Below are 25663 nucleotides of genomic sequence, written 5' to 3'. Positions count from 1 at the left end.
TCAGGGGAGGGGTGATTATGGGCGGAATGCCCTCTAGTGTGCGAAAGGAAGGAAAAAGGATGAACTGCACAAAACACCGCGTGGTGGTGACAGGGCTTGGTGTCGTGACGCCCATCGGTAACGATTGCGCAACCTTTTGGCGTCATCTGCGGGCTGGGCTTTCAGGGGTGGGTCCCATTACGCAATTTGACACTGCTAACCAGTCGGTTCATTTTGCCGCAGAAGTGAAAGATTTCGATCTTGGTGCAGCGGAGGGTATACAGGGGAAGTTGAGTAAGAAGGAAATTCGACGTACCGACCGTTTTGTGCAGTTTGCTTTGGCTGCGGCAGAGGAGGCCCGATGCGATGCCGGTCTGCTGGTGGAGAAGGCGGATCCTACGCAGGTAGGTGTTATGGTTGGTTCGGGTATCGGTGGGTTGATTACCCTGGAACGGAATCATGAAATCATGCTACAAAGGGGACCCAGACGTGTGAGTGCCCATATGATCCCCATGATGATCGGTAATATGTCTTCCGGTAGAGTTTCCATGCTGTTGAATGCCAGAGGGCCCAGTGTTTCCCTCATTTCTGCTTGTTCTACTGGTGTTCACAACATTGGGTGTGCTTTTCAGGCCCTGCAAAATGGTGATGCCAAGGTAATATTTGCCGGGGGTACGGAGGCTACGATCTGCCCGCTTGCTTTTGCTGGTTTTTCCTCCATGGGGGCCCTGTCCAAGCGTAATGACAGTCCCACGGAGGCTAGTTGTCCGTTTTCCCAGGAGCGGGATGGTTTTGTTATGGGTGAGGGTGCAGGCATTCTTGTTTTGGAAACATTGGAGCACGCCGAGCAGCGGGGCGTGGGGAGGATTTATGCCGAGGTGGTGGGTTATGGTACAACCTCAGATGCCTATCATAGTACACAACCAGCCCCCCATGGTGAGGGTGCAGTACGTTGTATGCAAAGAGCACTTGAGTCTGCGGGATTACAGAACGAGGACGTAGATTATATCAATGCCCATGGTACGTCAACAGAGTTGAATGATCTTGTTGAAACACAAGCTATCCGCAGGCTGTTCGGCAGGCATGCGGATCGGTTGAAGGTGAGTGCCAATAAATCGATGGTGGGCCATCTGCTGGGAGCAGCGGGTGGTGTAGAAGCGGTTGCGACAGTTTTGACGCTGCACGAGCAGGTGATTCCGCCCACAATCAACTATCGTGTTCCCGATCCGGAATGCGATTTGGACTATGTCCCCAACCAAGCGATTGGGACAAAGGTGGATGTTGCGTTATCGAATTCCTTTGGTTTTGGGGGCCATAATGCCACACTGGTATTGCGGCGCTTTCGATGATGGGGTAGTAGATTCGTACTCTCGTTGCGACGGGTGGTGGAAAAGTGTGTGTCCCTGTTTTTCCTTGGAATAGGTGAATCGGGGGAATCCCTGGATAGGGGGAGGGAATGGAAAGAATGAATTGGGAGGAGTTGGAGGGTAAGTTGGGCTTCCCCCTGACGAGTCGGTCCCTGTTTCAGCAGGCGTTTACTCATGCTTCCTACGCGCATGAGCGAAAACAGTCGGTTCCGGACAATGAGCGTTTGGAGTTCCTCGGCGATGCAGTTCTCGATCTAGCAGTTTCCGAGTATCTGTATCATCGGTATCCCCAAATGAGTGAGGGTGAATTGACAAGAACACGGGCACGTGTGGTGTGTGAGTCCTCTCTGGCTATGTTTGCTCGTAACCTTTCCCTAGGTGATTATGTACGACTGGGCAAGGGGGAGGAGCTTACAGGGGGAAGAAAACGGCACGCGCTGTTGGCAGATTTGTTTGAAGCTTTTGTTGGTGCACTTTATTTGGACAAAGGTTTAGGCGGCGTACGCGGTTTTTTGCGACGTTTGGTGTTGTCAGAGTTGAATGACGATTGGTTGTTGCAGCGTATGGACGCAAAGAGTCAGTTACAGGAAATGGTCCAACAGGAATACAATAGTCCTCTAGAATATTGTACGGTGGATACACAGGGACCCGCCCACCATCGGCATTTTGTCGTTGAGGTATATTTGGAGGGGCGTTGTTTGGGGAAGGGTACGGGTCACTCCAAAAAGGAAGCTGAACAGCGTGCGGCTATGGCCGCCGTTCAGGTGTGGTGTAATAAAAAGCTAGGACAGGTATGAGGGTCTTGTTTGTTTCTGTGGTATTCCCTGGAAGGGGGGACGTGGTTGGCTTGGCGGACTGGCAAATTTTGTTATTTCGTCTCTATGCTATGGCCAACGCCGCCTTTTTTTGGCTTTTGTTGGGTGGTATTATTGTTCGTTTGTTGTACAGGATTGCTAAGGCTCTGGAACGTGTAGCGGACCAGTTAGAAAAGCGGGGTAATGGGGGGGATGATCCCTAGTTTTTTCTTTGTTTGTTTTTGTTTCGTTTTTTTTGTTCTGTAGGGACCGTGTACCTTGCGGACGGGCCGTGGTATCCGGACAGGGGTTGTTTCCGAATGAATACATGATCTAAAAAATTTGGGTTAGGGTACGTTGTCATAAAGGGACACGAGTTATTTTTTCTATCCCTGTATGGGTAACAGAGGTTTGAATTTGTATAAGTATAGGAATCTCCAAGATTTCGGATCTAGGACGAATTCCCAATTCGTCACGACCTCCGATATTTTGGGTGTTCCTGTTTTTAGGGGGTCCGTTCCTTCCCCTCCCTATGCGGGGGATAGGGTATAGGACGCAGTCCGTTTTTGCCTGCAGTTCTTCCCATGGCGATATTCGCAATGGCTGTAGGAGGGGCGGATCAGTGATAGGGAAGGGGGGGTATTGGGTGTCCTTTGATGGTGTAGTGACCCGGGCTGTGGTGCACGAGTGTCGTTCCCTTGTCTCCGGTCGGATTGTTCGCATTCAGCAATTGAGTGATTGGGAGGTTGTACTGCGCATACGGGTGCGGGGGGAAAACCACAGTGTGTTGTTTTGTATTCACCCTGTATATGCCCGTTTTCATTCAGTTGGGGGATCCATTTCCAATCTTCCAGAACCTCCTACCTTTTGTATGGTTTTGCGTAAGCAGTTGGAGGGTGCCATTTTGTTGGATGTTTGCCAAGTGGGTTTGGAACGCATCGTTCATTGGAAGATTGGTTCGCGGGATGAATTGGGGAATGTCCTACATAGATTGCTTGTGATGGAGATTATGGGTCGACATAGTAATTTGATCCTGGTGGATCCAGTGAACGGTACTATCATCGATGGTTTGCATCGTGTGTCCGCCACCGTGAGTCGTTATCGGCAAGTATACCCAGGTGCGGTTTATCGTGATCCTCCTGCCCAAGACAAGGTGGATCCCCTTACGGTGGGGGAGAGGGACTTCCTTGCCGGATTCGATTACAATCGGGGGCAGTTGCACAAACAGTTAGTGGAGCGTTTTTTCGGTATAGGTCCCCTACTGGCACAGGCATTGGTCCATCAGGGGGGCGTAGGTCCAAGGGAACAGCTATGGGGGGTTTTTTCCCGGTGTGTGGAGGAGATACGGAATCATAGGTACATTCCTACACAAGTTGTGGGGGAGAGACGAACTTTTTTCCATGTTTTCCCTTTACCGCAAGTGAAGGGTAGGCATAGGACATTTTCAACGATGAGCGAGTGTTTACAGATTTCCCATTATGGTGCGGCTGATCGGGAGCGACTGCGGGGACAAGTGTCTTTTCTTCTGCAAGTACTGGAGAGAATTGAGAACCGTAATCGACGTAAGATGGAGCAATTTGCAGCCCTCCTGGAGGAGTCAGAGGAAATGGAGCAGCAACGTTTGTATGGTGAGTTGCTGATGGCTAATTTACATCGTGCTCCTCCGAGGGGATCAAAGGAAATGAGTGTGGAGAATTACCATGATCCAGAACGTAGGGAGATTACTATACCCTTGGAACCCTCCCTCTCCCCCAATGAAAACGCACAGCGTTATTTTCGTCGTTATAAAAAAATGCAGCGTGGTGTTGCTTGGCACCAGCAACAATGGGAGGCAGCACGAAAGGAAAATCAGTATATTGAATCAGTGGTTGTGCAATTGGAGCAAGGAGGCATAGAGCAGTTTACCTCGGTCCAGGAGGAACTTGTGGAGGCGGGTTTGTTGCGTGCCCCCCGTAAGAATCGCAAGAGATCGAAACAAAAGAAAACGGTTCCTGTGCCCTTGGCTGTTGAGTCTTCTGATGGGACACTGATTCATGTGGGGCGCAATAATAAGCAAAATGATTATTTAACTCATCGTTTGGCCCACGGGAAAGAGACCTGGTTGCATGCGCAAAACATACCCGGGTCCCATGTCGTCATTCGCTCCCAAGCTGTAAGTGAGACCACACTCCAGGAAGCGGCTATGTTAGCTGCTTATTTTAGTAAAGCGCGTTCGGGCAGTCGGGTACCTGTCGATTACGTGCTCGTTCGGTATGTCCGTAAGCCGGCTGGGAGTCCGCCGGGTTTTGCATTGTATGAGGGTCAGAGGACGCTCTTTGTTACACCGGATGAGGAAAAAATTCGTCAATGGTTGTCCTAGTAGGGGTACATTGATCGTTACAGTGCCCTTTTCCCCCCTTCCGTATGTTTTGTGGATTATCCCTATTTTTTGTTTCCAGTTGTGGTGTCACTACAGAAAAGGCAGCATTCGAATGGATGTGTTCATTCGTTGGGCTTATAGAACTACACGTACTACTCTCGTATTATGTGGCCTTTATGAGTTCCATAGAATTTTTGCTCATTCTAGAACCTCAATCTGGTGTTACGTTCCTCGTACCTCTCTCCACTGTGTGTTGTATCTGTTCGGATTTCGATGTTGTTTAGGTCTAACTTACGATCATCCTCTTCCCTTTGTTTTTGGACGTTATTATGATTCCAATAATCTACTTGCATGGTATCAACATCGGATCTTGGCCAAACTTCGGACCCGGGATATCCTTGGGCGGTTTTTTCCTAATTCTGGATTGCAAGGATGAGTCAGGTGGGGCCCATTTTTCCCCATAATTAGTTGGTTTATTTTGTTTATTGCACACGAGCCCATGCCGAAGAACATCTGTCTCTATTAATTTATAAAATAAAATAGAAACAAAAATATGTGCTCTTTTCTATTATGTATCCAAAATTATTGAATTCATTTTCATTTTATTTTATGTGTATTAAACATTATATTAATCTTATGAGACATTCCGGCAATTTACCCCCTGATCGTTTTCTAGGTGGCTATTGCGACATACGATAGCAAGGTTCTCATAGTTCCTCCAAATCCGAACTCCAAAACGTTGGCGAAAGTCAAGCTTGATGGCACAGTTCTTTCCCTCTATGAGAGCATGGGTAGCCTTGTCTCCTTGATGGTAATTTGCAATGGGCTGTTGCCCCCTCTGTAGGCTCTCTGCACCTTTTCTAGTGTTCTTGTGGTCGGGTGCTGTAATCCTCCTCCCCCGATGAGAGTGTGCAGATTATTGTAAGCCTCGGTAAAAGTGGGGTCATTGGTGTCATACTATTCTCCAACATCCTCTATAAACTCATAGGCTTCCTCAAGTTTATGCGGCTCTTGGCCAAACTTCGGACCTGAAATATCCTCGGGTGGTTTTTTCCTAATTCTGGATTGTAAGGATGAGTTAGGTGAAGGTCCCAGGTTTCCCGAATCCTCACAGGAATACCTGATCCCCGGGAATGGACAGTTGGCAATGGACTCTAGGATATAACTCATTTTATATCTAATTCTGTGGTTCCTAATTTCTCTATTTTCATGATTTTCACTTCGTCCGAAAAAGGGGGCCTCGGGAAATTTAGTTTTGTTTTCATATCGACAACCCCTTATTCACTGATAGAGGGTGAGTTGCCCATCCCCACTCCCTAGACTGAACCCTCAGGTCCGATATGCGGCCAAGATCCAATCAAAACAAAAGATCAAGGGACTAAAAGGCAAAAACAGAGACCAAAAACAGGGAGAGGGGGAGCTTTAGGTTCTACTGAGATTCCCGTTTCGTGTAGGAGGGACGTTTTGCTGACCTACGGATTCTTCCGGAGGGAATCCCCTGATTAAAATAAAATTATTCTGAATATATACCTAACCACGATCCCGCGAAAAAGCACCCCTATAACGTCTTTTGTTCTATTTACAATTTTGTTTAACAATAAATTTATATATATTTATGAACAATATAAAAACAATTGTTCATCGAAAAGGCACAAATAGAGGATTTTTAGGGATCATAAACTCCCCGCTCTTGAATCTTACAGTAGAAAGTGGGATATGACCGGTTTCACCCCCTGATATTCCTAGTTATCACTATAATAAGAAAATAAGGGGGGTATTCACTTTATGTGAATCCTGGGAACTGAGCGGGACAGATAGGGTACAATGGATGGGAAATTCGTTTACCACGACCTTGTTTCATTGAATAAAAATATTTTAAAAAGTGATGAAAGAATTCCTATACAATAAAAATGGAATTATGTCGTAGAGATGTTCCTAGGTACTTTCATTTAGTAGATAACTATATCCTGATTAGGAATCCGGATAGGCCCCCGCGGATTCAGGGGCCCTACTGGGGACTTTTGACCCGACACCCAGCTGGGGAGTGTCTCTCACAGATCCGGGCACGATGCTCTCGCATTATCCGTCTTTTCTCATCCCATCCCAATCTTCAGACCCTTCAGATCCTACTTCGATTATGGGGATGTTGCTTCGGGGTTCCAGTGACCCCCTCCAGTGGATCTCCCACTGTAGTTATCGGGTTTACTGTCTTCATCAGGATGAGTGTCAGCCCCTTCCGCTCCACTTCCATTACAGCACTACTATGAGCTGATCCGATCCTGTCACGGAGCCCAGGTTATCCTTGGCCTTTGGAACACCTGGCAACGGCCAGGTGTTCCGTGCGACGACAGTCTTTCAAGTTCCGTACAAGGGCTTAAGGATTCATCCTGTCTGTACACCGCATATTCATCGGGGCGGCACATAGATCGACTCCCCCGGTTGATCCCGATGTAGCTTACCGACATCGGTTTGGACATGGACTAGGATTTTCGATGCGTTATCGAATGGTTTGCTTTTGCTGATATCTCTCCGATTCCCACCGGACAGGGGTACTACCCTACCTTTTCCTAGACCGCTCACTACCAGGGTTCTTTACCCCAGTAGTGCTAGGCGGTTTGAAACCTGCTACCTACTAGTTGGACAGATTTCTTTCTCGTTCCTTGGAATTCCAAAAGAGGAGGTTGCAGATCTCAGGGAAAGTCAGGTGACAAGAGGAAAAGTAGGATTCAGTCCAATCCGGAAGGATTGGGAGGAGAATAGGAGCCCGGTGGGAACGCTTCCCCCTTACGATCCTCCATAATCCTTGCCATTTTCTCAATTCCCTCTGTGAGGCGGTTTAGGAGGAATAAATGAACCCCGAGGCAGATAAGAAAAATGATAGACAATACTGGCACACTGGAACCTATCCCCACCGCTCTACGGTGCCGGCGTTGGAAATACAACAGGAGAAAAATAACGACAATGGGAATGATCCACCATTGACTGTGCATACATGTATCAATCCCTTATGGGGAGGACAATTTTGGCAATACCGACAAACCACTACAGGGACCCAACAACACTCCCAGCGAATTGGAATGTTTCCCTATCGTAATGGCATGATTCATTCATTTACTGACGAATGCACAGATCGGCTATGCTCTCTCAAAATAGATCAGCGGAACTTAAGAGCATCCTCCCTTTTTAGAATCCAGCATCAATTGGACGGATATGGGTGATGATGAAGCCCGGGTGGGTGTCAACTTCCTAAAAATACGCAAATTTCCTTCTATCCCCGATAGGATATGAAGAAAACGTTGCATATAAATCAGGTACCATAGGATCAATAGGAATATCAAACAACGACGCAGGGTGGCGTCCAAAAAAAACACTCCCTTTACTAATTTAACCCTTTGTGAAGAAGAGGGGGTGAAATACCTTCCCCTGCATTGTGCCCTAAAAATCCATTTCCCATGAGTGTGGGTATGAATTCAGGGGGAAATAATTATATGAGGTAGATAGCCGGAATGTCATTGATTGGGTTTTTCCTAATTCTAGATTTTAAGAATGGATGGAGTGGGGATCCACTTTCTAAAGTTATCATTTTACTGTCCTCATCAGGATGAGTCAACCCCTTCGCCTCACACTTCCATTACAGAATCTTTTGCGCTACTTATGATCCCAATCCGATCTTGTGCATGGAGTCCAAGGTTATTCTTGGCCTTCTATGCACATCGGGCGATGGCCCTAGGGGTTCATACCATAGTTTCCAAAATTCCACGCAAGGACTTAAATCAGGTTCATTACGCCTATACACCGCAGGTTACCTGGGCCGTTGCATAGGTTGTTCCTCCGGTTTACCCCGATTGAGGGAATGTCGCTCCTTTTGATTCCGTGGTTGACATAGGCGAATATGGAAGGTTTTGCCAGGGAAGTATACTGATTTTGGATTGTTATGTTCATATCAATTATATAAATATTATTATGTAATATAAGGGTCAATAAACAAAATTTTTGGATAGAAATACTCAACAAACATAAACGGAAGGGGTCTATGCGCATTCCCCGATGTAGTGTGTCGATGATGGGTTTGGACATGGACTACGACTTTCTGTGTGTCCCCAATGGTTTTGTCCTCGCTGATCTTCTCGATTCCCACCGGACGGGATCAAGCGCTGCTATGATAAAAAACCCTAGTCTCTTACAGACCAGGGTTTTTTATCATAGCAGCGCTAGGTGCTTTGAAATCTGCTACCTACCAGCTCGTTTTGAAGGACCAAATCGAAGGACCAAATCGAAGGGCCAAACGCCCTTCGTTCCCTGTGTGACTTTCTTGACACACACGCACGCGATCGGACGCAATCGTTTGAATTCAGGCAGATTATGAACATGTGATCCTATTACAAAATATTCGACTTGTTGAACCATCTCCATTCCTGGGATTGGGTTCCCCCGTCCCCGATACTCAGCCAAGATTCAATAGACCTAAGTTCTGTTTGTATGATTCATTCTGATCGTGATACTTCATACAGAGTGATCCCGTACCCAATCCACATCAAAATACATTGCTTAGCTTATTTGTATAGGAAATGACCAATTCCCCAGAAAATATATTTTGCAAGTGGGTGGGGCATTGTGGAAAGCCAACCGGTCACCCTACCGATACTGTTGCCTGTCACCGTGCCTCCTGGGCCAAAAATAGAACCTGAGAGGGAACCAAGGATTCCGCCTATCCAAGTACCAAAATCATTGATCATTTTTAACAACACAACCTTTACTAGGATATAAAGTAATTAGTTACTTATCCTTTATTTATTACATAATAACATATTTATTAAGTATATAACATACATATACATGCTTAATTTAAATCGGAAATAAACGCAAACAAAAAGGATCTACAGGCGCACATGTGTTTGTTGTTTTTTGATAGTATATACCGTTTTCTTAGTAACTATATGAATTTTTTTTTTTATTTTTTTATTATTATAGAAATTTTTCCTAAGGTGGAATAGGGAAGGTTTCTATATGTCTGACGTTACCTACTCATTCCGTCAGCGGTTCTAAAGACAGGGGAAGTGGTGGCCCCTGTGGAATTGAAAATTCCATTCTGATGTTTTTCTGCACACCAGAGGGTTGAGTTGATAGTGGGTCGGACCAGTTTTTTTTCAGAAGCGTTCACTGGACTGGAATCCTATGAATTGAATGTCACGGAACGCAGGGTGCCGGGCTAAAAGTATGGGATGATAGAGTCCCCCTATAGGAGACCCCCCAATTTTTATGTATGGAATATTGATAAGGTTATCCTTTTCCAGGGACAGATCTTGTGTCTTCCCAATCTATAATCCAGAAATTCACATCTACGAACGAGATATTGCTTCCTGAGGGTGCTGAAATTTCCTTGAGATTCTCCCCCCCTAAAAAATTTATATAATATTTACATAATGAACTTCAGAGGTAATCCCATCATTCCGGGTGAGGGTCTGGTGCATTTTCGTAGGGTAGGCGGGGTTACCGGTCTACCTTTTTCCCCAATTGCATATCCCTCTCAGAAGGGGGGACGTGTTCTAGGACAAGGGGGGAGTGAGATGGGGATATGGAAGGATATGGTATTCGAGGTAACCGAGGACGTACCACGTATTGAATGGCTGGGCACAAAGCAAATTCGTGTGGAGAGCCATCGTGGTTTGACACGGTTTTCCCCTAACATTATTGAAATGACTTCGTCATTAGGACGTTTGGTCATCCAAGGGGAGGAAATGGCCGTTCGTTCCCTAACCGCGGATGATGCAACCGTGGAAGGCTACATATCGTGTGTTGCCTATGAGGGGGAGGGTGGAGAACGGTGAAGCGCCTGTGGATCTCCATGATTCCTCCTTGGTGGTATGGAACGGTAACGATTATGGTCGAGGCATCCACCCTCCCCCTTTGGTTGACGGATATTCAACGGGAGGGTTTCCATTTACAACGATTCCAATATCCTAATGAGAAAAAAGTGACCTTTCAGATTCCTCTTCCTGTGGCCCCATCCTTGGTACGGCTTTTGCGAAGGAAACGGGTGCGTCCCAAGATCGTGAAGAGAGAGGGTTGGCCTTCGGTATGGAAGCGTCTTTGGCAGCGTAAAATTTTTTGTTTTGGCGCCATAGCCTCTGTTACAACGTTGTGGGGGCTTTTTTCTATCATTTGGTTCATTGATATCGAGGGGGATACTTCTATACCCCCCGTCTATATTCGGGCCTTATTGCATCGTGAGGGAATTTATGTTGGCCAATTTCGTCAAAATATATCCGATCCCCAGAAAATTCTTCATCGTATACAATTGCAACTCCCCGGGGTCGCCTGGATTGGCATGCGCATGGAGGGAATAGGTGCGATTGTTACTGTAGTAGAGAAACGGCATATTGACAATAAGGTTCCTAAAACGGCCCCCATGTTGGATACGCAGGGGGACATTGTGGCGAAACGGAGTGCCCTTGTGACCGAAATTCTCACAGAACGCGGCACACCCCTTGTAGATGTGCAAGATGTCGTTGTCCCGGGTCAGGTTTTGATTTCCGGTGCCTATGAAGTCCCTGATTCATCAGGACAGGGTTCCTGGGTAGGGGCACGAGGCAGGGTAATGGGTGAAGTTTGGTATACCACCGAGGTGGAGGTACCCTTGCGTACCGAGAGCCGCGTTTATACCGGTCGCCGGCAGACGCGTGTCATTCCCTATCTACTGCAGAAGGCGTTGCGCTGGCCGGGCTGGGAATTTCCCTATGCCCAACGGAGTATACGACAGCGACTACAGCCCATTCACCTGGGCCCCTGGGAACTCCCTTTCGGTTGGGTGGAGGAGGAGTATTGGGAAATGACCCCCCGGGTACAGAAATTTTCTCCCTCGGAAGCGGTACAAATCGGTTATGAGCAGGCCTGCGCAGCAGTGGAAAAATCTGTGGGGCCGGAGGGAAGGGTCTTAGAAGGAAAGATTTTGCACCAACATGTGGAGCGTGGTAAAGTTGTAGTAAGCGTACATTTTGATGCAACGGAAAATATAGCTGTATCACAATCTTAAGGGAAGCAAGGGGAATGGGTAGTTGGCAATCAGGGGGGAAATGTTGCGTGTTCCGCTCCAGGGGCCCGCTGAGGCACTGCAATTGTTTGGACCGCAAGATTCTTTTCTGCGCGCGTTGCAGGCGGAAACGGATGTTACCATTGTTTCTCGCGGTGGGGAATTGTTGCTGCGTGGTGAAACGGAGGAAGTACAGAGGGTAGCGAAGCTCTTCCAAATTCTTCTGGAGTGGGTCCAGCAGGGGATCGAGTTGCAGGTCCACGATGCCATTTATGCCCTTCAATTGGTGAAGGAAAATCGCGAAAAGGAATTGTTTTCATTATTGGAGGAAGTGCTGGACGTATCGGTGAAAGATAAACCTGTACGGGCACGTACGCTGGGACAGTTGCGTTATGTTCGTGCTGTGAGGGCTCATGAAATTACCTTTGGGATAGGTCCGGCCGGCACAGGGAAAACCTTCCTTGCTGTCTCCCTTGCCGTATCCGCCTACCGGGCTCGGTATATTCGTCGGATTGTGCTGACGAGGCCTGCTGTAGAAGCGGGGGAGAGACTGGGTTTCTTGCCCGGTGCTCTGCAGGAAAAGGTGGATCCCTATCTTCGTCCCTTGTACGATGTTTTGAACGCTCTATTGGGTGCGGATACCGTCCCGCGTATGATGGACAGGGGAACGATTGAGATTGCTCCCCTGGCTTACATGCGTGGGCGCACGTTAGAGGAGGCCTTTGTCATTTTGGATGAGGCTCAAAATACGACACCTGAGCAGATGAAGATGTTTCTGACCCGTTTGGGTTCAGGCTCAAAGATGGTGATCACAGGAGATATAACGCAAGTGGATCTTCCTCGTGGTCAGAAATCGGGTTTGATAGAGGCCCAAGAGATTTTAGCGGCGGTGGAGGGGATTGAATTTGTGATCCTAGGGACGATGGATGTAGTTCGGCATAGGCTTGTGCGCCGGATCGCGGACGCTTATGCTGCTGCCGCACAACGGTTGGATCCATCGGATCGTCGCGCGGGGAAGGGATTGTAGTTTTGGACAGTTAGGGTTAGAGCACCGCAAAACTGAAGGAGTTAGACGGTATTATGGAAGTATTCCGTCGGATACGGGTAATGGCATGGATGAAGCGGGTGATAACCACACGGGTGTGGCATACCCATGCGGGGGTGCGCTTTGGTTTATACTTTCTTTTCGTCGCCTTTTCCTGTGGTTTGCTGCTGGGCCATGTCAATTTGGACCGTCATGATTTTGCCGTGGGAACAGCTAGCCCTGACAGTAAATTTGCTCCCTTTACTACGATTGATTTTCAGGCAACAGGGGCAGCCCGTAAAAGGGCTGAGCAGGCAGTAGAACCCCAGTACAGTAGGGACGATCAGAAGGCCGAGCTTCAAAAACAGCGTATCGACCGTCTCTTTAGGGATTTGGAGGTAGCCAGGAATTCCTCGCAAACGGAGCAACAAAAGTTGAGGGATATTCGTACGGCCCTCGATGACTTTCAGAAGGATGTTATGGCAGGTTATGGGGAGCTCGGGGAGGATACAGTTGGAACCCATGGAGAGTTATCAAAGATTGTTCTGCATATCCCACAGGACAAGCTTTCCAGGTTGCGTACCCGGGTTCGTAAGATGGTAGGGGATTTGTTTGCAGTAGGAATCAGACCGGAGAATGAGTCCCAGGTCCATAATCGTGTTCCCCGTATTGTGAGGGATGAGGTCCACCTCAATGAGGACGAAAAAACCCTGGTAATGGCACTAATTCAGCAAAGTTTGGTACCTAATGAAATGTATGATGAGGAGGAGACGGCCCGACAGAAGAGGGTGGCCCGTGATAGAGTGCAGCCAATTCCGTTGCTGCGTGGGCAAACCATTGTCTCCAAGGGGGAAATCATCAAGGCCGACCAATGGAAAAAGTTGGAGCAATTTGGCTTTCTTTCCCCGGGCTTGGGATCCGTTATTGCGGTGGATGCGGGTTTGATACTCCTAATGGTTATCATCGTTTCCCTACTAGCAGGGTACGTACATCGTTTTCATTCCTTTGTGGCTAGGGATAATCGGAAGTTATTGTTGCTACTCCTTATTCTTTCTTTTACCTTGCTTCTATGTAAAGTCCTTGCCTTATTGGTAGGTCCCTTGAGAACGAATTTGCTGGGTTATGCGGCTCCCGTTGCCCTCTGCGCTATGTTGATAACCTTGCTCTTGGATGCGAGGTTGAGTCTTGCCAGTGTAGCATTGGTTGCCATTTTGGTGGGGATATTATTTCATAACTTTAGCGAAAATCCACAATTTCTCTTCGATTTGCGATTCGCTCTTGCTGCCTTCGTGAGTGGTGCCATAACAACGACCATCCTAATGCGAATGATCCGGCAACGGGGTCGAATCCTTTTAGTGGGTATTGTGGCTGCTGTGGCCACTTGGTTACCTATCGTGGCGGGTTATCTTGTGGTACCGGCCGATGGCAGCTGGACCCGTGATACAATGCGGGAATTGGGTGAGTCCCTCCTTTGGGGTACGGCAGGGGGATTGACGAGTGCCATACTCGCTTTGGGTTTTCTCCCCTATTTGGAAACCCTCTTTGGCGTACTTTCGCCGATGAGGCTAGTGGAGTTGTGCAATCCTAACCATCCTTTGCTGAAGAAATTGTTGTTGCAAACTCCGGGGACCTACCATCACTCGATTATGGTGGCTAACTTAGCGGAACTGGCATCGGAGGCCGTGGGTGCAGATGGATTGTTGGCTAGGGTGGGTGCGTATTATCATGATATTGGAAAAACCAAACGACCCCATTTTTTCATTGAAAATCAGCCGCCAGGTTCTACCAACCCCCATAATGCACTTTCGCCTTATTTGAGTCGTTCCATCATCATCGCCCATGTTCGCGAAGGTGTAGCCATTTTGCGGGATCATCGAATCCCAGAGCCCATTCGGGATATTGCGGCCCAACACCACGGTACAACGCTACTGCGCTTTTTTTACTACAGGGCCTTGCAGCAGGCGAGTAAGGGTGGGGATGTATCCCAGGAGGATTTTCGTTATCCCGGTCCTAGAGCTTGCAGTAGGGAAGCGGCGATTGTGGGCATTGCGGATTGTGTAGAAGCTGCGACCCGATCGCTGCAGGGCAAGGCGACACCGGCCCGAATTGAAGAATTGGTCCGCAAATTGGTAAGGGAACGCTTAGACGATGGTCAACTGGATGAATGTGAGCTTACTCTTAAGGACCTGGAAAAGATTACCCGTTCTATGATTATGACATTACAGGGAATTTTTCACACAAGAATTGTCTATCCGAGCCGTCCGGAGGGCAAGAAGGGGGGGTGAGGGGTACCGTTTTTTCTTTGCCAATCGTTCAACAACTGAAAACAAGGATAGAGAGTGAGGAATGGGAAGCCTGGAGATCCATACCCAAGGCGGTGGAGGTGGCAGCCCGTCGACATGGAATTCAGGGACTGGAAGTTGTCATCGTGGGTATGGATGACGGGGGTATTCGGGTTCTGAACCGTGATTTCCGCCGCATGGATTGCTCTACAGATGTACTTTCCTTTCCTCAGTGGGATCCATGCGAGATTGATTCGTTGCTCCCCCCTATGCCCCTAGGTGATATCGTAATTTCAATACCGAGAGCCAGGCAGCAGGCAAAACTGTATGGGCATAGTTTGGGGCGCGAGTTTTCCTTTCTTGCTGTGCACGGTTTTCTTCATCTCATAGGGTTTGATCATCAGACCTCGGAGGAAAGGATCGTTATGGAGAGGGAGCAGCGAACCATTCTTGAGATTGTGGGCTTGCCCCGTTGAATTTGTTGGGGAAAAGGGGAAGGCGGATGTGACAAAATTCGTACTGAGTCTACAGCAGGCTTGGCAGGGGTTGGAGTATGCCCTACGAACACAGCGAAACGTGCGTATTCATTGCATAGCCATTGTGTGTGTTAGTTTATTTTCACTTATTTTGTCCTTCACCATTCTTGAATGGTTGATTCTCTTACTGACCATGGGCATGGTATTGGGGGCCGAGTTGTTCAATACGTCTCTGGAGGTAGTGGTTGACTTAGTGAGCCCACGGCATCATCCCCTGGCTAAGGCGGCCAAGGATACGGCGGCAGCAGCAGTTCTGGTGGCGGCAGGTTTGGCCTTTATGGTAGGTATGGGTTTGGCCGCCCCCCGTTTTTTGTCCTGGATACAATACAGTGATCGGCCAGGTTTTCTCTTCCTCCTCCATGGATGGTTTGTCTTGGGATTGTTGGTGTCTACCACGTTGCCCTTGGCGAGGGTAAGTTGGGAGTTCCTGGGCAAGAGGAATCATTGGTGGCCCAATCCCTGGAGTACTGGGTTCATTGCATTGCTTTCTTTACCGGCCCTTTATTTTTTTTATTATGGATATAGCGGTTATGGGAACAGTAGTGTAGTGATCCTCCTGGTGGGATGGTTTCTCCTGGGGTACCGGATTTGCAGGTTCACAAAGGACCGCTGGCGATCATGGTGGATGGGGGGATTTTTGGGTCTGTTACTGGTTTTGCTCGTAGGTGGTTCATTGGAGATGGGAGTGGGGTAGCTCGTCCCGTTTGATACACCCACGGTAGTCAAAAATCCCGGAGAGGGTGCGATCGTTTCGGTTGGGCCGAATTCATGGAGCAGGGGGGAGACTGTGATCCAATTCATAAGGAGTGCGCAGCATGCTTGGCGGGGATTGGAATATACTCTGCGGACGCAACGTAATATGCGTATCTATTGTGCAGCTCTCGGGTGTGCTATTTTATTCGCGCTGGTTATGTCATTTACCATCCTCGAATGGTTGATGCTCCTATTGCCTATCGGTGCTGTTTTGGGGGCTGAGTTATTCAATACCGCTCTCGAAGCGGTTGTCGATTTGGTGAGTCCACAGTACCATCCTCTAGCCAAAGTGGCAAAAGATACGGCTGCCGCGGCTGTTTCGATTGCGGTTGTTCTGGCGGTTGCGGTGGTTATAGGTTTGTTCGCTTTACGTCTGTTGTTCTGGATACGATCAGCACGACGGTGGGGATAGATCCCCTATCCCCCCTAGACCCTGACGGGAAGAGGATCCTTGGGTTGAGGGAGGGTGTTGATGGTTCACCATCCCCGAAAAACCCGGTTTTGTCCTATGCTATCTTCATTTGGGATCATTGGATTTTTATGGTATTAGGTTTGTATGGATTTTGTTAGGGTTATTGGCGATTGTGGGGTTTGTTATAAGGTTCTGTTTGGGGGTAAGGTAGACACGGTAGGGGGTAATCGGAGGATGGGGGAAGAGCCTATCTCACTCTATGGGATGAATTGGTCGGAGGCGATAGGGAAGCGTTTGGTAGTTGCTGCGGAGGAAGCAAAGGTCCAGGCCTATGCTCCCTATTCTGGCCTATCGCTTGGGGCGGCTCTTTGGTTGGGGGAAGACACTATTGTAGCGGGTTGTAATGTAGAAAATGTTTCCTATGGGCTGAGCCTTTGTGCCGAGCGAGCCGCTGTTGCGAGGGCTGTGGTAGGAAAGGCGGTATTTCCTATTCGCGGTGTTGTGGTCGTGACCGATAGGGAAGACCCTATTCTCCCCTGTGGCGCTTGTCGCCAGGTTCTGTTAGAGTTTGGTCAGCCGACTACGATGGTACAAGGGAGGGGGGCTAAGGGTAATTGCATTACCCTTAGCCTGGGGGATTTGTTGTCCCATGCGTTTTCCCGTACCTCCCTTGCCTGAGTGTCATCTAGGGGTATAGTGGAAAGGGTAGGTTATTGGATTGATGGCATTTACACCGACGGAGTGGGTCATGTTTCGTTCTGGTTTCATCACCTTGGTGGGTCGACCCAACGTCGGGAAGTCTACGTTGCTCAATCGGTTGGTAGGTCGGAAGGTGGCCATTGTTTCACCGAGGCCGCAGACAACACGCCATACCATTCGGGGTGTGCGTACGACTGCGCACAGCCAGATGATTTTTTTGGATACACCTGGTGTACATCGGCCCCGAAATAGGTTGGGTGTACATCTTTTCCAAAGATTGGAGCGCTCCTTACATCAGGCCGATGTTCTTCTCCTGTTGTTGTCTGCTGATGGGAATCTCGGCCCCGGGGACCGTTTTTTATTCCATCGCCTACGGCAACAGCGTGCGCATGTGTTAGTGGTGATTAATAAAATAGATCGTGTCCATCCTACTCAGTTGTTGCCACTTATGGATGCAGTTCAGAAACAGATTGATGTTAAGGCTGTTGTGCCTATCTCCGCTTTGCATGGCGAGGCTATGGACATACTATGTGGGCAGATCGAGGCTCTTCTACCGACGGGTCCTATATATTATGAAAAAGGGCAGTGGACCGATCAATCCGACCAACAGTTGTTGGCGGAATTGATTCGTGAGCAGGTGTTATTGCATACGGCGCAGGAAGTGCCCCATTCTGTTGCTGTACAGGTGGATTCACTGGTGAAGAGGATGTCATCGAAGGGTCAACGAATGCTGTGGAGTATTCGCGCTACTGTGTATGTCGAGCGTGATTCACAAAAGGGCATTATCATTGGCAAGAATGGTGATATGGTGAGAAAATTGGGTGAGTTGGCACGGTTGGAGATGGAGAGGTTGTTCTCTTGCCGTATCTATCTCGAGCTTTGGGTTAAGGTAAAGAGGGATTGGCGTCAGGAGTCTGGGGCCTTGCGGCAGTTGGGCTTGGACGGAGGAAAGGGGGGCGGCTAGTGCCTTCCTTTCGTGGGATGTGTTTATGCTGTTGCATATTCCCAGCTGGGTTCTAGAGTGATTTGTGTTTTCCAGGGGATGGTTGGTTTTGGGATCTATGGAGAGTATGGGGACAATCGTGCTACGACAGGTAGAAGCGGATAAACTACTTACGGGCCTAGGAAGGGATGGTGCCGGAGTGCGTGAATTTGTTTGGAATTATTTCGCAGCTACGGGTAATCTAGAGGCTTATTTGTTGTATCGGGATATAGAAGTGACTAGGGATTCCCATACGTTATCGCGGGAGATTTTTGAGCAGGGGGATTTGAATCGTCATCGGATTCGGGGGCAGGAGGGAACCCCCGATTCGGATATGCTTTCAGCGGCTTTTTCCATGGTTCCTCCCCCCCTCTCTTCATCCTCCCCTTCCATCGTGCCATCGTCTACGTAAAGATGAGGGGTTCTCCTACTATGGTTCAAACTTGCCGGGGTTTTGTTTTATGTACTCTTCCCTATGGGGAAAGTGATCGGATCGTTCGTCTGTTTACAGAAACAATGGGTCCTATGACTCTTCTGGCACCGCGGGCACGGGGATTATGGAGTCGCCTCCGGTCCGTTACGATGCCTGTTCAGGAAGCCATGTGGAGTTATACAATTCACGGTGGTGGGTTACCCGTAGTGCGGTGGGCGGAATCCCTATCGTTGTATGCGCCCCTGCGTAGTAATCTTTTGCTTTGCGCGTATGCTGCCTACTGGTGTGAAGTTTTGCTGCATAGTTGCCCAGAAAAGGAACCGCAACCTGCACTGTACCGGTTTCTGCAGACGGCGTTCACCAGTTTAGCAGAGCGTTTTGATGCTGATTTCCTCACAAGAGTGGTTGAGCTTCGTGTTGCGGATGCAGCGGGTTGGAAACCTGTGGTCTCGCGTTGTGTTCATTGTGGAGCCGATCGGATCCCTTGGCATTGGGCACCTAGCGAGGGTGGGCGGCTTTGTTCGGTTTGTTGGCCACGGACGGGGTGTAGGTGTCGGTTGTTACTTTCGTCAGCTACGCGGCATGTGTTGCCAAAATTGGTTGATTTGTCTACGCTGGAGGGACTGGGCCGGGTGTCGATTAGGGCATCGACACGTGCGGAATTGGCCCGGGCTTGCGCCGCTTGGTTGGCGGCGCATTTGCCGTGTTCTTTGCGTACATCCCGGGTTTTACAAACTTTGCTATCCACCAAATGGTTAGGAGAGGGGGGATAGGATGAACTGGTTGATGATGATTGATGCCTTACAGCACTTTTGGGCTAAACATGACTGTGCTATTCTACATCCCTACGATGTGGAAAAGGGAGCGGGGACGATGAATCCACTCACCTTTCTGCGTTCGTTGGGACCTGAACCATTCCGTGTTGCTTATCTTGAACCCTCCCGTCGTCCAACTGATGGTCGTTACGGGGAAAACCCCAATCGGTTGTATAAGCATCATCAATTTCAGGTGCTTATCAAACCGGCACCCGAGACGATTCAGGATCTATACCTGGACAGTTTGGGTGCCCTAGGAATTGATCTTTGCGGGCATGATGTGCGTTTCGTGGAGGATAATTGGGAAAATCCTACTCTAGGGGCCGCAGGACTCGGTTGGGAGGTATGGTTGGATGGTATGGAGGTGACACAGTTTACCTATTTTCAACAGGTAGGTAGTCTTGAGATGGAAATCATTCCGGCGGAAATTACCTACGGTTTAGAGCGTTTGGCTTCCTACATACAGAGGAAAACCAGTGTATTTGAACTCGAGATTTCGCCTACCTTGCGATATAAGGACGTTTTTTTGCAGGAAGAATACGAACAGTCAACTTATGCATTGGACGTTTCCAATGTGGATTGGCTTGTTCAACTCTTTGAAATGTATGAGCGAGAAGCAGATCGGATTCTGAATGAGAGGCAACTAGCGTTTCCCGCTTACGATTGTATTTTGAAATGTTCGCATACCCTGAACGTATTGGAATCCAGGGGTTCCCTGGGGGTAGCGGAACGGGTGGAGTATATAGGAAGGGTTCGTACATTGGCGCGGCGGGTGGCGAGGTGTTATATCGCAGAGCGGAAGAGGATGGGCTATCCCCTTCTCCCCGCGTCCGATGTGGAAGTAGGAAAGAAAGATTCATAGAGGGAATAAGGGTAAGAAATGGGGGGGTACAGAGAGGGATGCGCAAGGAAGATTTGCTACTCGAAATAGGCTGTGAGGAGATACCGGCCCGTTTTTTATTATCCTTGGAACAGCAGTTGCGAACTGCTGTGGAAACATTTTTGGAAGGGTCTGAAATATCCTACAAGGATGCGAAATCTTATTCAACGCCACGGCGTTTGGCAGTCCGTGTGGAACAGGTAGCTATAAGTCAGGGCCAGTCTTGGGAAGAGGTGCGGGGGCCTTCCCTTTCCCTTGCACAGAATGCACAGGGGGAATGGACGAAACAGGCATTAGGTTTTGCGCGCAAGCAGGGTATTTGTTCTGAGGATCTGAGTGTACGGGAGGTAGGTGGGGATCTCTATGTTTTTTCTAAGGTGAAACGGGGTGGTCGTTCTACAGAGGATTGTTTGTTGGAGGGCATCCCCCGTATTTTGCAAAATTTATCGCTTCCTAACAGCATGCGTTTTGGTCCGCCAGGGGTTCGATTCATTCGACCTGTGCGGTGGTTGTTATTGTTGCATGGGGATCGGGTCCTTCCCTTCTGCTGGGCTGGTCTGCGTGCGCACAATACTACACGTGGACATCGATTTTTGGGTCGTGTTATAGAGGTTCATCATCCTTCTTCCTACGTGCAGCAGTTGCGTGAGCAATGCGTATTGGTGGACCGGGTGGAACGGCGCCAACGAATTGTATCGCAGCTTCGTGAGTTGGAGGAGAGGGAGAACCTTATTGTGGATGCGCCAACGGATCTCTTGGAGGAGGTAACTGACCTGCTCGAGTTTCCCACTTCTTTCATAGGGGCATTGCCGCCATCTAGTATGGACTTACCAGATGATGTGTTATTGACAACGATGCGTGTCCACCAGCGCTACTTTTCCGTGCGGGATAAGGAGGGGAAGATTCAGCCCTTTTTTGTCGCGGTTCGTAATGGAAATATGGAGTCGATAGAGACGGTGGCATCAGGTAATGAGCGGGTGATTGCGGCTCGTTTGGCCGATGCGCGATTCTTTTATGAGATGGATAGACGGAAAAATCCGCAGGACTTTGTTGGGCAGTTGGATAGGATTGTGAACCACGAACAGCTTGGCAGTGTGGGGCAACGTGTGCGGCGTTTGCATGCAATGGCGAGTACGTTGGGGCCAAGGTATGGGTTGACGTCGACGGAGCAACAATGGTTGGAACGTGCGACGATCCTATCCAAATTTGATCTGGCGACGATGATGGTGCAAGAGTTTCCCGAGCTGGAGGGAACGATAGGTGCTCACTATGCTTGTAAGACAGGCGAGCCGGTTGCGGTTGTAGAGGCGATTGGGGAACATTTGCTTCCCAGACATGCGGATGATCGATTGCCGGGGTCTAAGCTCGGGATTCTATTGGCTTTGCTGGATAAGATGGAGATGGTTACCTCCTACTTTGCGGTGGGTATAAGGCCCACGGGTTCCCAAGATCCCCATGGTCTGCGCCGTAGGGCCCAGGCGATAATGACGATACTTTTGGATCCCGTATGGTCCGGGGTGGGACTGGGTGATTTCTGGGAGCTTACGCTGGATTTGCTGAGGGAGGAGGATTTGATCTCCTCATCGTGTTCCTCCATCCTCGAGGCTCTGAGGGAATTTTTTGCCCTGAGGATGGTTTCTATTCTGGAGAAGAGCGATGTACCGACGGATACCTGCATGGCACTTCGGGCAGGATCAACGGATGTGCCCCATCTTGTGTTGGCAAAGGGAAGGGTATTGGAGAGGGTGCGTTATCGATCCTCTTTTCGCAGTGAGGTAGAAGCTTATACGCGGGCTGCCCGTTTGGCGAAACGTGCGAGGCCAGGGGGTGAGATTCGTATACCCCTATTGTGGGAACCTGCTGAGGTTGATTTATACCATACGTTCCAGGTTGCAGAGGAGTCCTTTCTGCGTGCACAACAGTCAGGGGATGCCTATGGTATGTATTGTGCGTTTACGTCTGTGATGCCAATGATTCATCGCTTTTTTGCTGAGGTCCTTGTTATGGTTGAGGATCAGGGGATTCGGGAGAATCGATTGACATTGTTACGCACTATTGCGGATCGTATTCTCACCTTCGCTGATCTAAGTCAGTTGATTTTGCCTCCACAGGGGGAAAGGGATTCGATTTCCCAAGAGGGAACAAGAGAGGAGGGTACAATGGGGAAGGAGGGGTAGAGAAGAGGATTGATTCCCCCGTGATTTTCCCCTATTCATGGGATTCCCTGCAGTGGGTGTATTTTCGTTCTACCCCGTGGGTCCAGGTGAAAGCGGTGATCGGGATGACTATGGGTTGTGCGTATCATTTTTTGTAATTTTTTAAAAATAACTAAAGATGGTGTTCTATTTTTGTGATCCTATTGTGGTTTTCCCATTGAGTTGTGGCATCTTTCGCGTTTGCATAATCTTTTTTGTTCAGAGTTCATGTGCTCGAAGGGGATGAAAAACGTAGACGGAAGTGTACTTTTCAATTCCAGCTGTGACTTCCGATGGTTTTTCAGGGGTAAGGATTGCATGCAATGGGATTTCCCAGGACGGGGAGGAGTCGACCTGTCCGCTCTTGGGACCCCTCTTTTCTTTTTCCCGTGGAACGGTAGAATGACTTGGGGGACTTAGATGGATCGACTCCTCCCACTTCCTGAATGAAGCCATCGCGGTTTAAGGTACTCATCGGCGTTTGAGGAGAAGGAAACCTAAAGCGATGAGTAGGACAGGCCAGTAGGTGTTCAAGATCATGGGTCCTATTTGCTCCAATCCCTTCCATTGCGAGAGATTGGGGTAGGCACAGAATCCACATAAGAGTAATGTACAGCCGACTAGGGTAGAACGCCTTTCTTTTTCTATGGAGCAACGAAAGAGAATCCCTAGACCAAGCAGAAACATGAAGGTACTGGGGTGGCAAAGCCAGCCACTGATGTGTTTTTCTCCCCATCCAAAAATGGCAATGGCAGTGAAGGAGCCACTCAAAAGGGCAGCGGTTCCATTCTGTTTATAAAGGGATAGTAGCATAGCAAATAGGCCGAGTAACAGCAAAAGAAAGCGCCAGTCCCCAAAGGCCTCCGCCGTGAACATGCCGGTTTGATGGGCTACGAGTAGCACCCCTACCATGACCAATGAGAAACTCAATAGGCGGTTTTGGATCATGGCTTTCTCCCCCATCAGAATTGTAGTAATTCTTTTTTTATGATGGCCTTTTTGTATCGTCACGTCTATCATACCAAAGCAAGGCTGGTTGCGCGTGTTTTTTGTTATAGGGTTTCCAAAGGGGGGGAGCGGAGGATAATTTAATTTTTTTTGAGAATGGTTAGGGACTTTTTATGAAAAGATGCGTGGAATCGGTTTCAATTAGGCTATACTGGGGGTGGTGAGATTCGAGGGGGTTACGGACAATTTATGGTGGGTAGGGTGTAATGGGGCTTTTATGGTAAGGCTGCTTGGCATTATGACAAAATCATCGAGAGAGAGGGTTGGGTGTACTTATGGAGTGGTATGGACTGATGGTTGATTTGAGTGGACGACGCTGTGTGGTTGTAGGTTCCGGCGCAGCAGTAGAGCGTCGAGCTGAAGGTTTACTTGCAGCAGGCGCCATTGTAGAGATCATCAGTCCAGTCGAATTGAGTTCTAGCCTAAGGGTGGATCTGGATGGAACGAATTTGATCTGGCAACAGAGGGAGTATCGTTATGGTGATCTTACCAATGCTTGGTTGGTTATTGCGGCTTCTAGTGATTCCCTAGTCAATGATACTGTGCAACGCGAGGCGAAGGCTTGTGGGATTCTCGTTTATGCTATGGATCGTCCCGGACGTGGTAATGTGCAGATGCCTGTTTGTATTCAACGTGGTGATCTGCGCTTTTGGATTTCCACGGGTGGGGTTAGTCCTGCATTGGTTCGTCGGTTACGCGCGGAGATATCCGCCCGTTACGGACCCTCCTATGCGATTCTTGTTCGATTATTGCGTGAGGCGCGTGCCTATTTACAGGCCAATGAACCCAACACGCGGCGTCGGCAGGAGTTGTTGCAGGAACTGGTATCATCGGATTGGGAGATGGTTTGTCGAAGGGGATTGCGTACGGCCCGTGCGGAGTTGAAACTTTGGCTGAAAAAGAAGCAGCAGGCTTCACCGGTTTCCCCCTTAAAGGAGGATTTGAATTCGGGGAATGATGATCGTGGTAATACCGATTACGGGGGTCGATAGTGTGCGGGAGAGGAAAAAGGTCGGCGGTGGACGGGCTGTTTGGGCGGTTATGACCAGTTGGTTGCTGGCTTGGGTACTGGCCCGGATGGTCGATGGGGCCTGGGGAGGAGTGGAGCCCTGTATACCCGTGTTCGTTTGGCTTGTGGGGGGGGCTTTTCTTCTCCCTGGTCGGTGGTTAGCCGCTCCGGAACAGCCCAATGTGCGTTGGTTGATCATTCTCAGTGGACTGGTTCTATTTTTGTCTATTACCCTGGGTTCCCTTTGTCGTTACCTTGCTTATATGCGGTTCCTGTGGTTGAGTTTGCTAGGTGCCTGGCTAGTGGCGGCGGTGGTTATTGTAACCTTGTTTCACTATGTGCGTGTGCAGACATCCCATAGGCGCAATATTTGGGTACCCCTCTTTTCTTGGCCGGTGAGTGCCGGATGGGGTGTGTTGTGTTTATTGACCATTTTTTTTCTTCATGCTTCGGTTTATGATTACGATTGGGCGCGTGTTTTGGTTTATGTACTGGCGGTTCTTTGCATTGGGGGCTTAACCTTTTCCCGTCATTACATTCGCCAGATTTGTTCTCCTAGCAGGTCTCTGAAATCACCCCATGCTGGTGATGGGGTTGTGGCAGGAAAAAAGTTGTGGTGATGGTGTGGGAGGGGAGGAAGGGGTACGTTCCCCGAACGATAAAGATTGTCGTTCAAGGGTACGGGTATGAATTTCGCCTCCCCCTTCCTAGGATTCGTTAGCCTTCTACATGGCATGGTTCTCGCGTTACCGTGGGTGAGGGGTAATTTCCAGGGCGGGGATAATGTTATATCATGAGATGTGATCGACATCGGGAACCTTTTTAATGAGAAATTGTATGATGCTAAAGAAAAAATTTTTGCCTCTTTTGGTTCTCTAGGTTTCAACAGTAGGGGGGGAGGGCCTAATCTTCGATATTTCTCCATCCAGTATGTTAACGGTGATCATCTCCAACTATGTTATCCCCTATTTCCCTGATTATGTTATAGAATACATAATTTAAAGACGAAATTATTGATGAATAGATGTTAGGATAGGGGGTTCGTTATGGTGGTTTTCTAGAGTTGGGAGGAGAAGGTGTATTGTGTATAAAAAATTATGTTTTTC

General features: G+C 48.8%; 23 protein-coding genes. 19 read left to right on the top strand and 4 right to left on the bottom strand.

Annotated features, from left to right (window positions below; all coding sequences use genetic code 11):
• Positions 1–17: 17 nt before the first annotated feature.
• The 4 genes from fabF (at position 18) to PPRES148_RS06190 (ending at position 4499) form a co-directional block, all read left to right on the top strand.
• Positions 18–1328: a beta-ketoacyl-ACP synthase II gene (gene fabF, locus PPRES148_RS06200; protein ID WP_246142919.1), complete on the top strand. Its 1311-nt coding sequence runs from the start codon at positions 18–20 to the stop codon at positions 1326–1328.
• A gap of 116 nt (positions 1329–1444) precedes the next feature.
• Positions 1445–2143, top strand: a complete 699-nt coding sequence (rnc, locus tag PPRES148_RS06195; protein WP_149454266.1) for a ribonuclease III — start codon at positions 1445–1447, stop codon at positions 2141–2143.
• 50 nt (positions 2144–2193) lie between these two features.
• A complete protein-coding gene (locus PPRES148_RS11440) occupies positions 2194–2364 on the top strand; it encodes a hypothetical protein (protein ID WP_187820732.1) in 171 nt (56 codons plus the stop codon).
• A gap of 422 nt (positions 2365–2786) precedes the next feature.
• Entirely contained in the window at positions 2787–4499 is a 1713-nt protein-coding gene (locus PPRES148_RS06190; RefSeq protein WP_223127985.1) for an Rqc2 family fibronectin-binding protein, read from the top strand.
• Between the two features lie 2406 nt (positions 4500–6905).
• Here PPRES148_RS06190 and PPRES148_RS11425 read toward each other — a convergent pair.
• The 3 genes from PPRES148_RS11425 to PPRES148_RS12335 form a co-directional block, all read right to left on the bottom strand.
• On the bottom strand, positions 6906–7079 hold the full coding sequence (locus PPRES148_RS11425) for a hypothetical protein (RefSeq protein ID WP_187820728.1): 174 nt from the start codon (positions 7077–7079) through the stop codon (positions 6906–6908).
• A gap of 584 nt (positions 7080–7663) precedes the next feature.
• Entirely contained in the window at positions 7664–7861 is a 198-nt protein-coding gene (locus tag PPRES148_RS06185) for a hypothetical protein (RefSeq protein ID WP_149453704.1), read from the bottom strand.
• An 868-nt stretch (positions 7862–8729) separates the two neighbouring features.
• On the bottom strand, positions 8730–8912 hold the full coding sequence (locus PPRES148_RS12335) for a hypothetical protein (RefSeq protein WP_149453703.1): 183 nt from the start codon (positions 8910–8912) through the stop codon (positions 8730–8732).
• 1154 nt (positions 8913–10066) lie between these two features.
• Between PPRES148_RS12335 and PPRES148_RS11415 the strand changes: the two genes are divergently transcribed.
• The 13 genes from PPRES148_RS11415 to glyS all read left to right on the top strand — a co-directional run bounded on the left by PPRES148_RS11415 (position 10067) and on the right by glyS (position 22522).
• Positions 10067–10327, top strand: a complete 261-nt coding sequence (locus PPRES148_RS11415; protein WP_187820726.1) for a YabP/YqfC family sporulation protein — start codon at positions 10067–10069, stop codon at positions 10325–10327.
• Positions 10324–11532, top strand: a complete 1209-nt coding sequence (locus tag PPRES148_RS06170; RefSeq protein WP_149453701.1) for a sporulation protein YqfD — start codon at positions 10324–10326, stop codon at positions 11530–11532. The genes PPRES148_RS11415 and PPRES148_RS06170 overlap by 4 nt, the downstream gene beginning before the upstream one ends.
• A gap of 40 nt (positions 11533–11572) precedes the next feature.
• Positions 11573–12556 (top strand): PhoH family protein, encoded by a 984-nt coding sequence (locus PPRES148_RS06165; RefSeq protein ID WP_149454265.1) that lies wholly within the window; start codon positions 11573–11575, stop codon positions 12554–12556.
• 53 nt (positions 12557–12609) lie between these two features.
• Positions 12610–14838 (top strand): HD family phosphohydrolase, encoded by a 2229-nt coding sequence (locus PPRES148_RS06160; protein ID WP_149453700.1) that lies wholly within the window; start codon positions 12610–12612, stop codon positions 14836–14838.
• Positions 14835–15311, top strand: a complete 477-nt coding sequence (gene ybeY / locus PPRES148_RS06155) for an rRNA maturation RNase YbeY (protein ID WP_246142918.1) — start codon at positions 14835–14837, stop codon at positions 15309–15311. The genes PPRES148_RS06160 and ybeY overlap by 4 nt, the downstream gene beginning before the upstream one ends.
• Complete coding sequence (locus tag PPRES148_RS06150) at positions 15286–16065, top strand: diacylglycerol kinase family protein (RefSeq protein WP_246142917.1); 780 nt, start codon at positions 15286–15288, stop codon at positions 16063–16065. Before ybeY ends, PPRES148_RS06150 begins: the two co-directional genes overlap by 26 nt.
• Before the next feature lie 93 nt (positions 16066–16158).
• Positions 16159–16536 (top strand): diacylglycerol kinase family protein, encoded by a 378-nt coding sequence (locus tag PPRES148_RS06145; protein WP_246142916.1) that lies wholly within the window; start codon positions 16159–16161, stop codon positions 16534–16536.
• A 234-nt stretch (positions 16537–16770) separates the two neighbouring features.
• Positions 16771–17214, top strand: a complete 444-nt coding sequence (locus PPRES148_RS06140) for a cytidine deaminase (RefSeq protein WP_223127984.1) — start codon at positions 16771–16773, stop codon at positions 17212–17214.
• A 43-nt stretch (positions 17215–17257) separates the two neighbouring features.
• On the top strand, positions 17258–18199 hold the full coding sequence (gene era / locus PPRES148_RS06135) for a GTPase Era (protein WP_246142959.1): 942 nt from the start codon (positions 17258–17260) through the stop codon (positions 18197–18199).
• 97 nt (positions 18200–18296) lie between these two features.
• Positions 18297–18629, top strand: a complete 333-nt coding sequence (locus PPRES148_RS06130) for a YqzL family protein (RefSeq protein WP_281289977.1) — start codon at positions 18297–18299, stop codon at positions 18627–18629.
• Between the two features lie 20 nt (positions 18630–18649).
• The gene (recO, locus tag PPRES148_RS06125) at positions 18650–19423 is read left to right on the top strand and encodes a DNA repair protein RecO (protein WP_187820725.1); all 774 of its coding nucleotides are present in this window, start codon (positions 18650–18652) and stop codon (positions 19421–19423) included.
• A gap of 1 nt (position 19424) precedes the next feature.
• Positions 19425–20327 carry a glycine--tRNA ligase subunit alpha gene (gene glyQ / locus PPRES148_RS06120; protein WP_149453697.1) on the top strand — a complete coding sequence of 301 codons (903 nt, stop codon included), beginning with the start codon at positions 19425–19427 and terminating at the stop codon, positions 20325–20327.
• A gap of 38 nt (positions 20328–20365) precedes the next feature.
• Complete coding sequence (glyS, locus tag PPRES148_RS06115; protein ID WP_149453696.1) at positions 20366–22522, top strand: glycine--tRNA ligase subunit beta; 2157 nt, start codon at positions 20366–20368, stop codon at positions 22520–22522.
• 489 nt (positions 22523–23011) lie between these two features.
• Here glyS and PPRES148_RS06110 read toward each other — a convergent pair whose 3' ends face one another.
• Entirely contained in the window at positions 23012–23488 is a 477-nt protein-coding gene (locus tag PPRES148_RS06110) for a hypothetical protein (RefSeq protein WP_149453695.1), read from the bottom strand.
• A 335-nt stretch (positions 23489–23823) separates the two neighbouring features.
• Between PPRES148_RS06110 and PPRES148_RS06105 the strand changes: the two genes are divergently transcribed.
• Both PPRES148_RS06105 and PPRES148_RS06100 read left to right on the top strand, forming a co-directional pair.
• Positions 23824–24540 (top strand): precorrin-2 dehydrogenase/sirohydrochlorin ferrochelatase family protein, encoded by a 717-nt coding sequence (locus tag PPRES148_RS06105; protein WP_149453694.1) that lies wholly within the window; start codon positions 23824–23826, stop codon positions 24538–24540.
• Positions 24503–25177: a hypothetical protein gene (locus tag PPRES148_RS06100; RefSeq protein WP_149453693.1), complete on the top strand. Its 675-nt coding sequence runs from the start codon at positions 24503–24505 to the stop codon at positions 25175–25177. Before PPRES148_RS06105 ends, PPRES148_RS06100 begins: the two co-directional genes overlap by 38 nt.
• Positions 25178–25663: the final 486 nt, after the last annotated feature.

Origin of the sequence: Pasteuria penetrans (genome assembly GCF_900538055.1) — a bacterium.
Taxonomy (GTDB): domain Bacteria; phylum Bacillota; class Bacilli; order Thermoactinomycetales; family Thermoactinomycetaceae; genus Pasteuria; species Pasteuria penetrans.
Note: the sequence above shows the minus strand (reverse complement) of the source record. Positions and strands in the feature narration are given on the sequence as shown.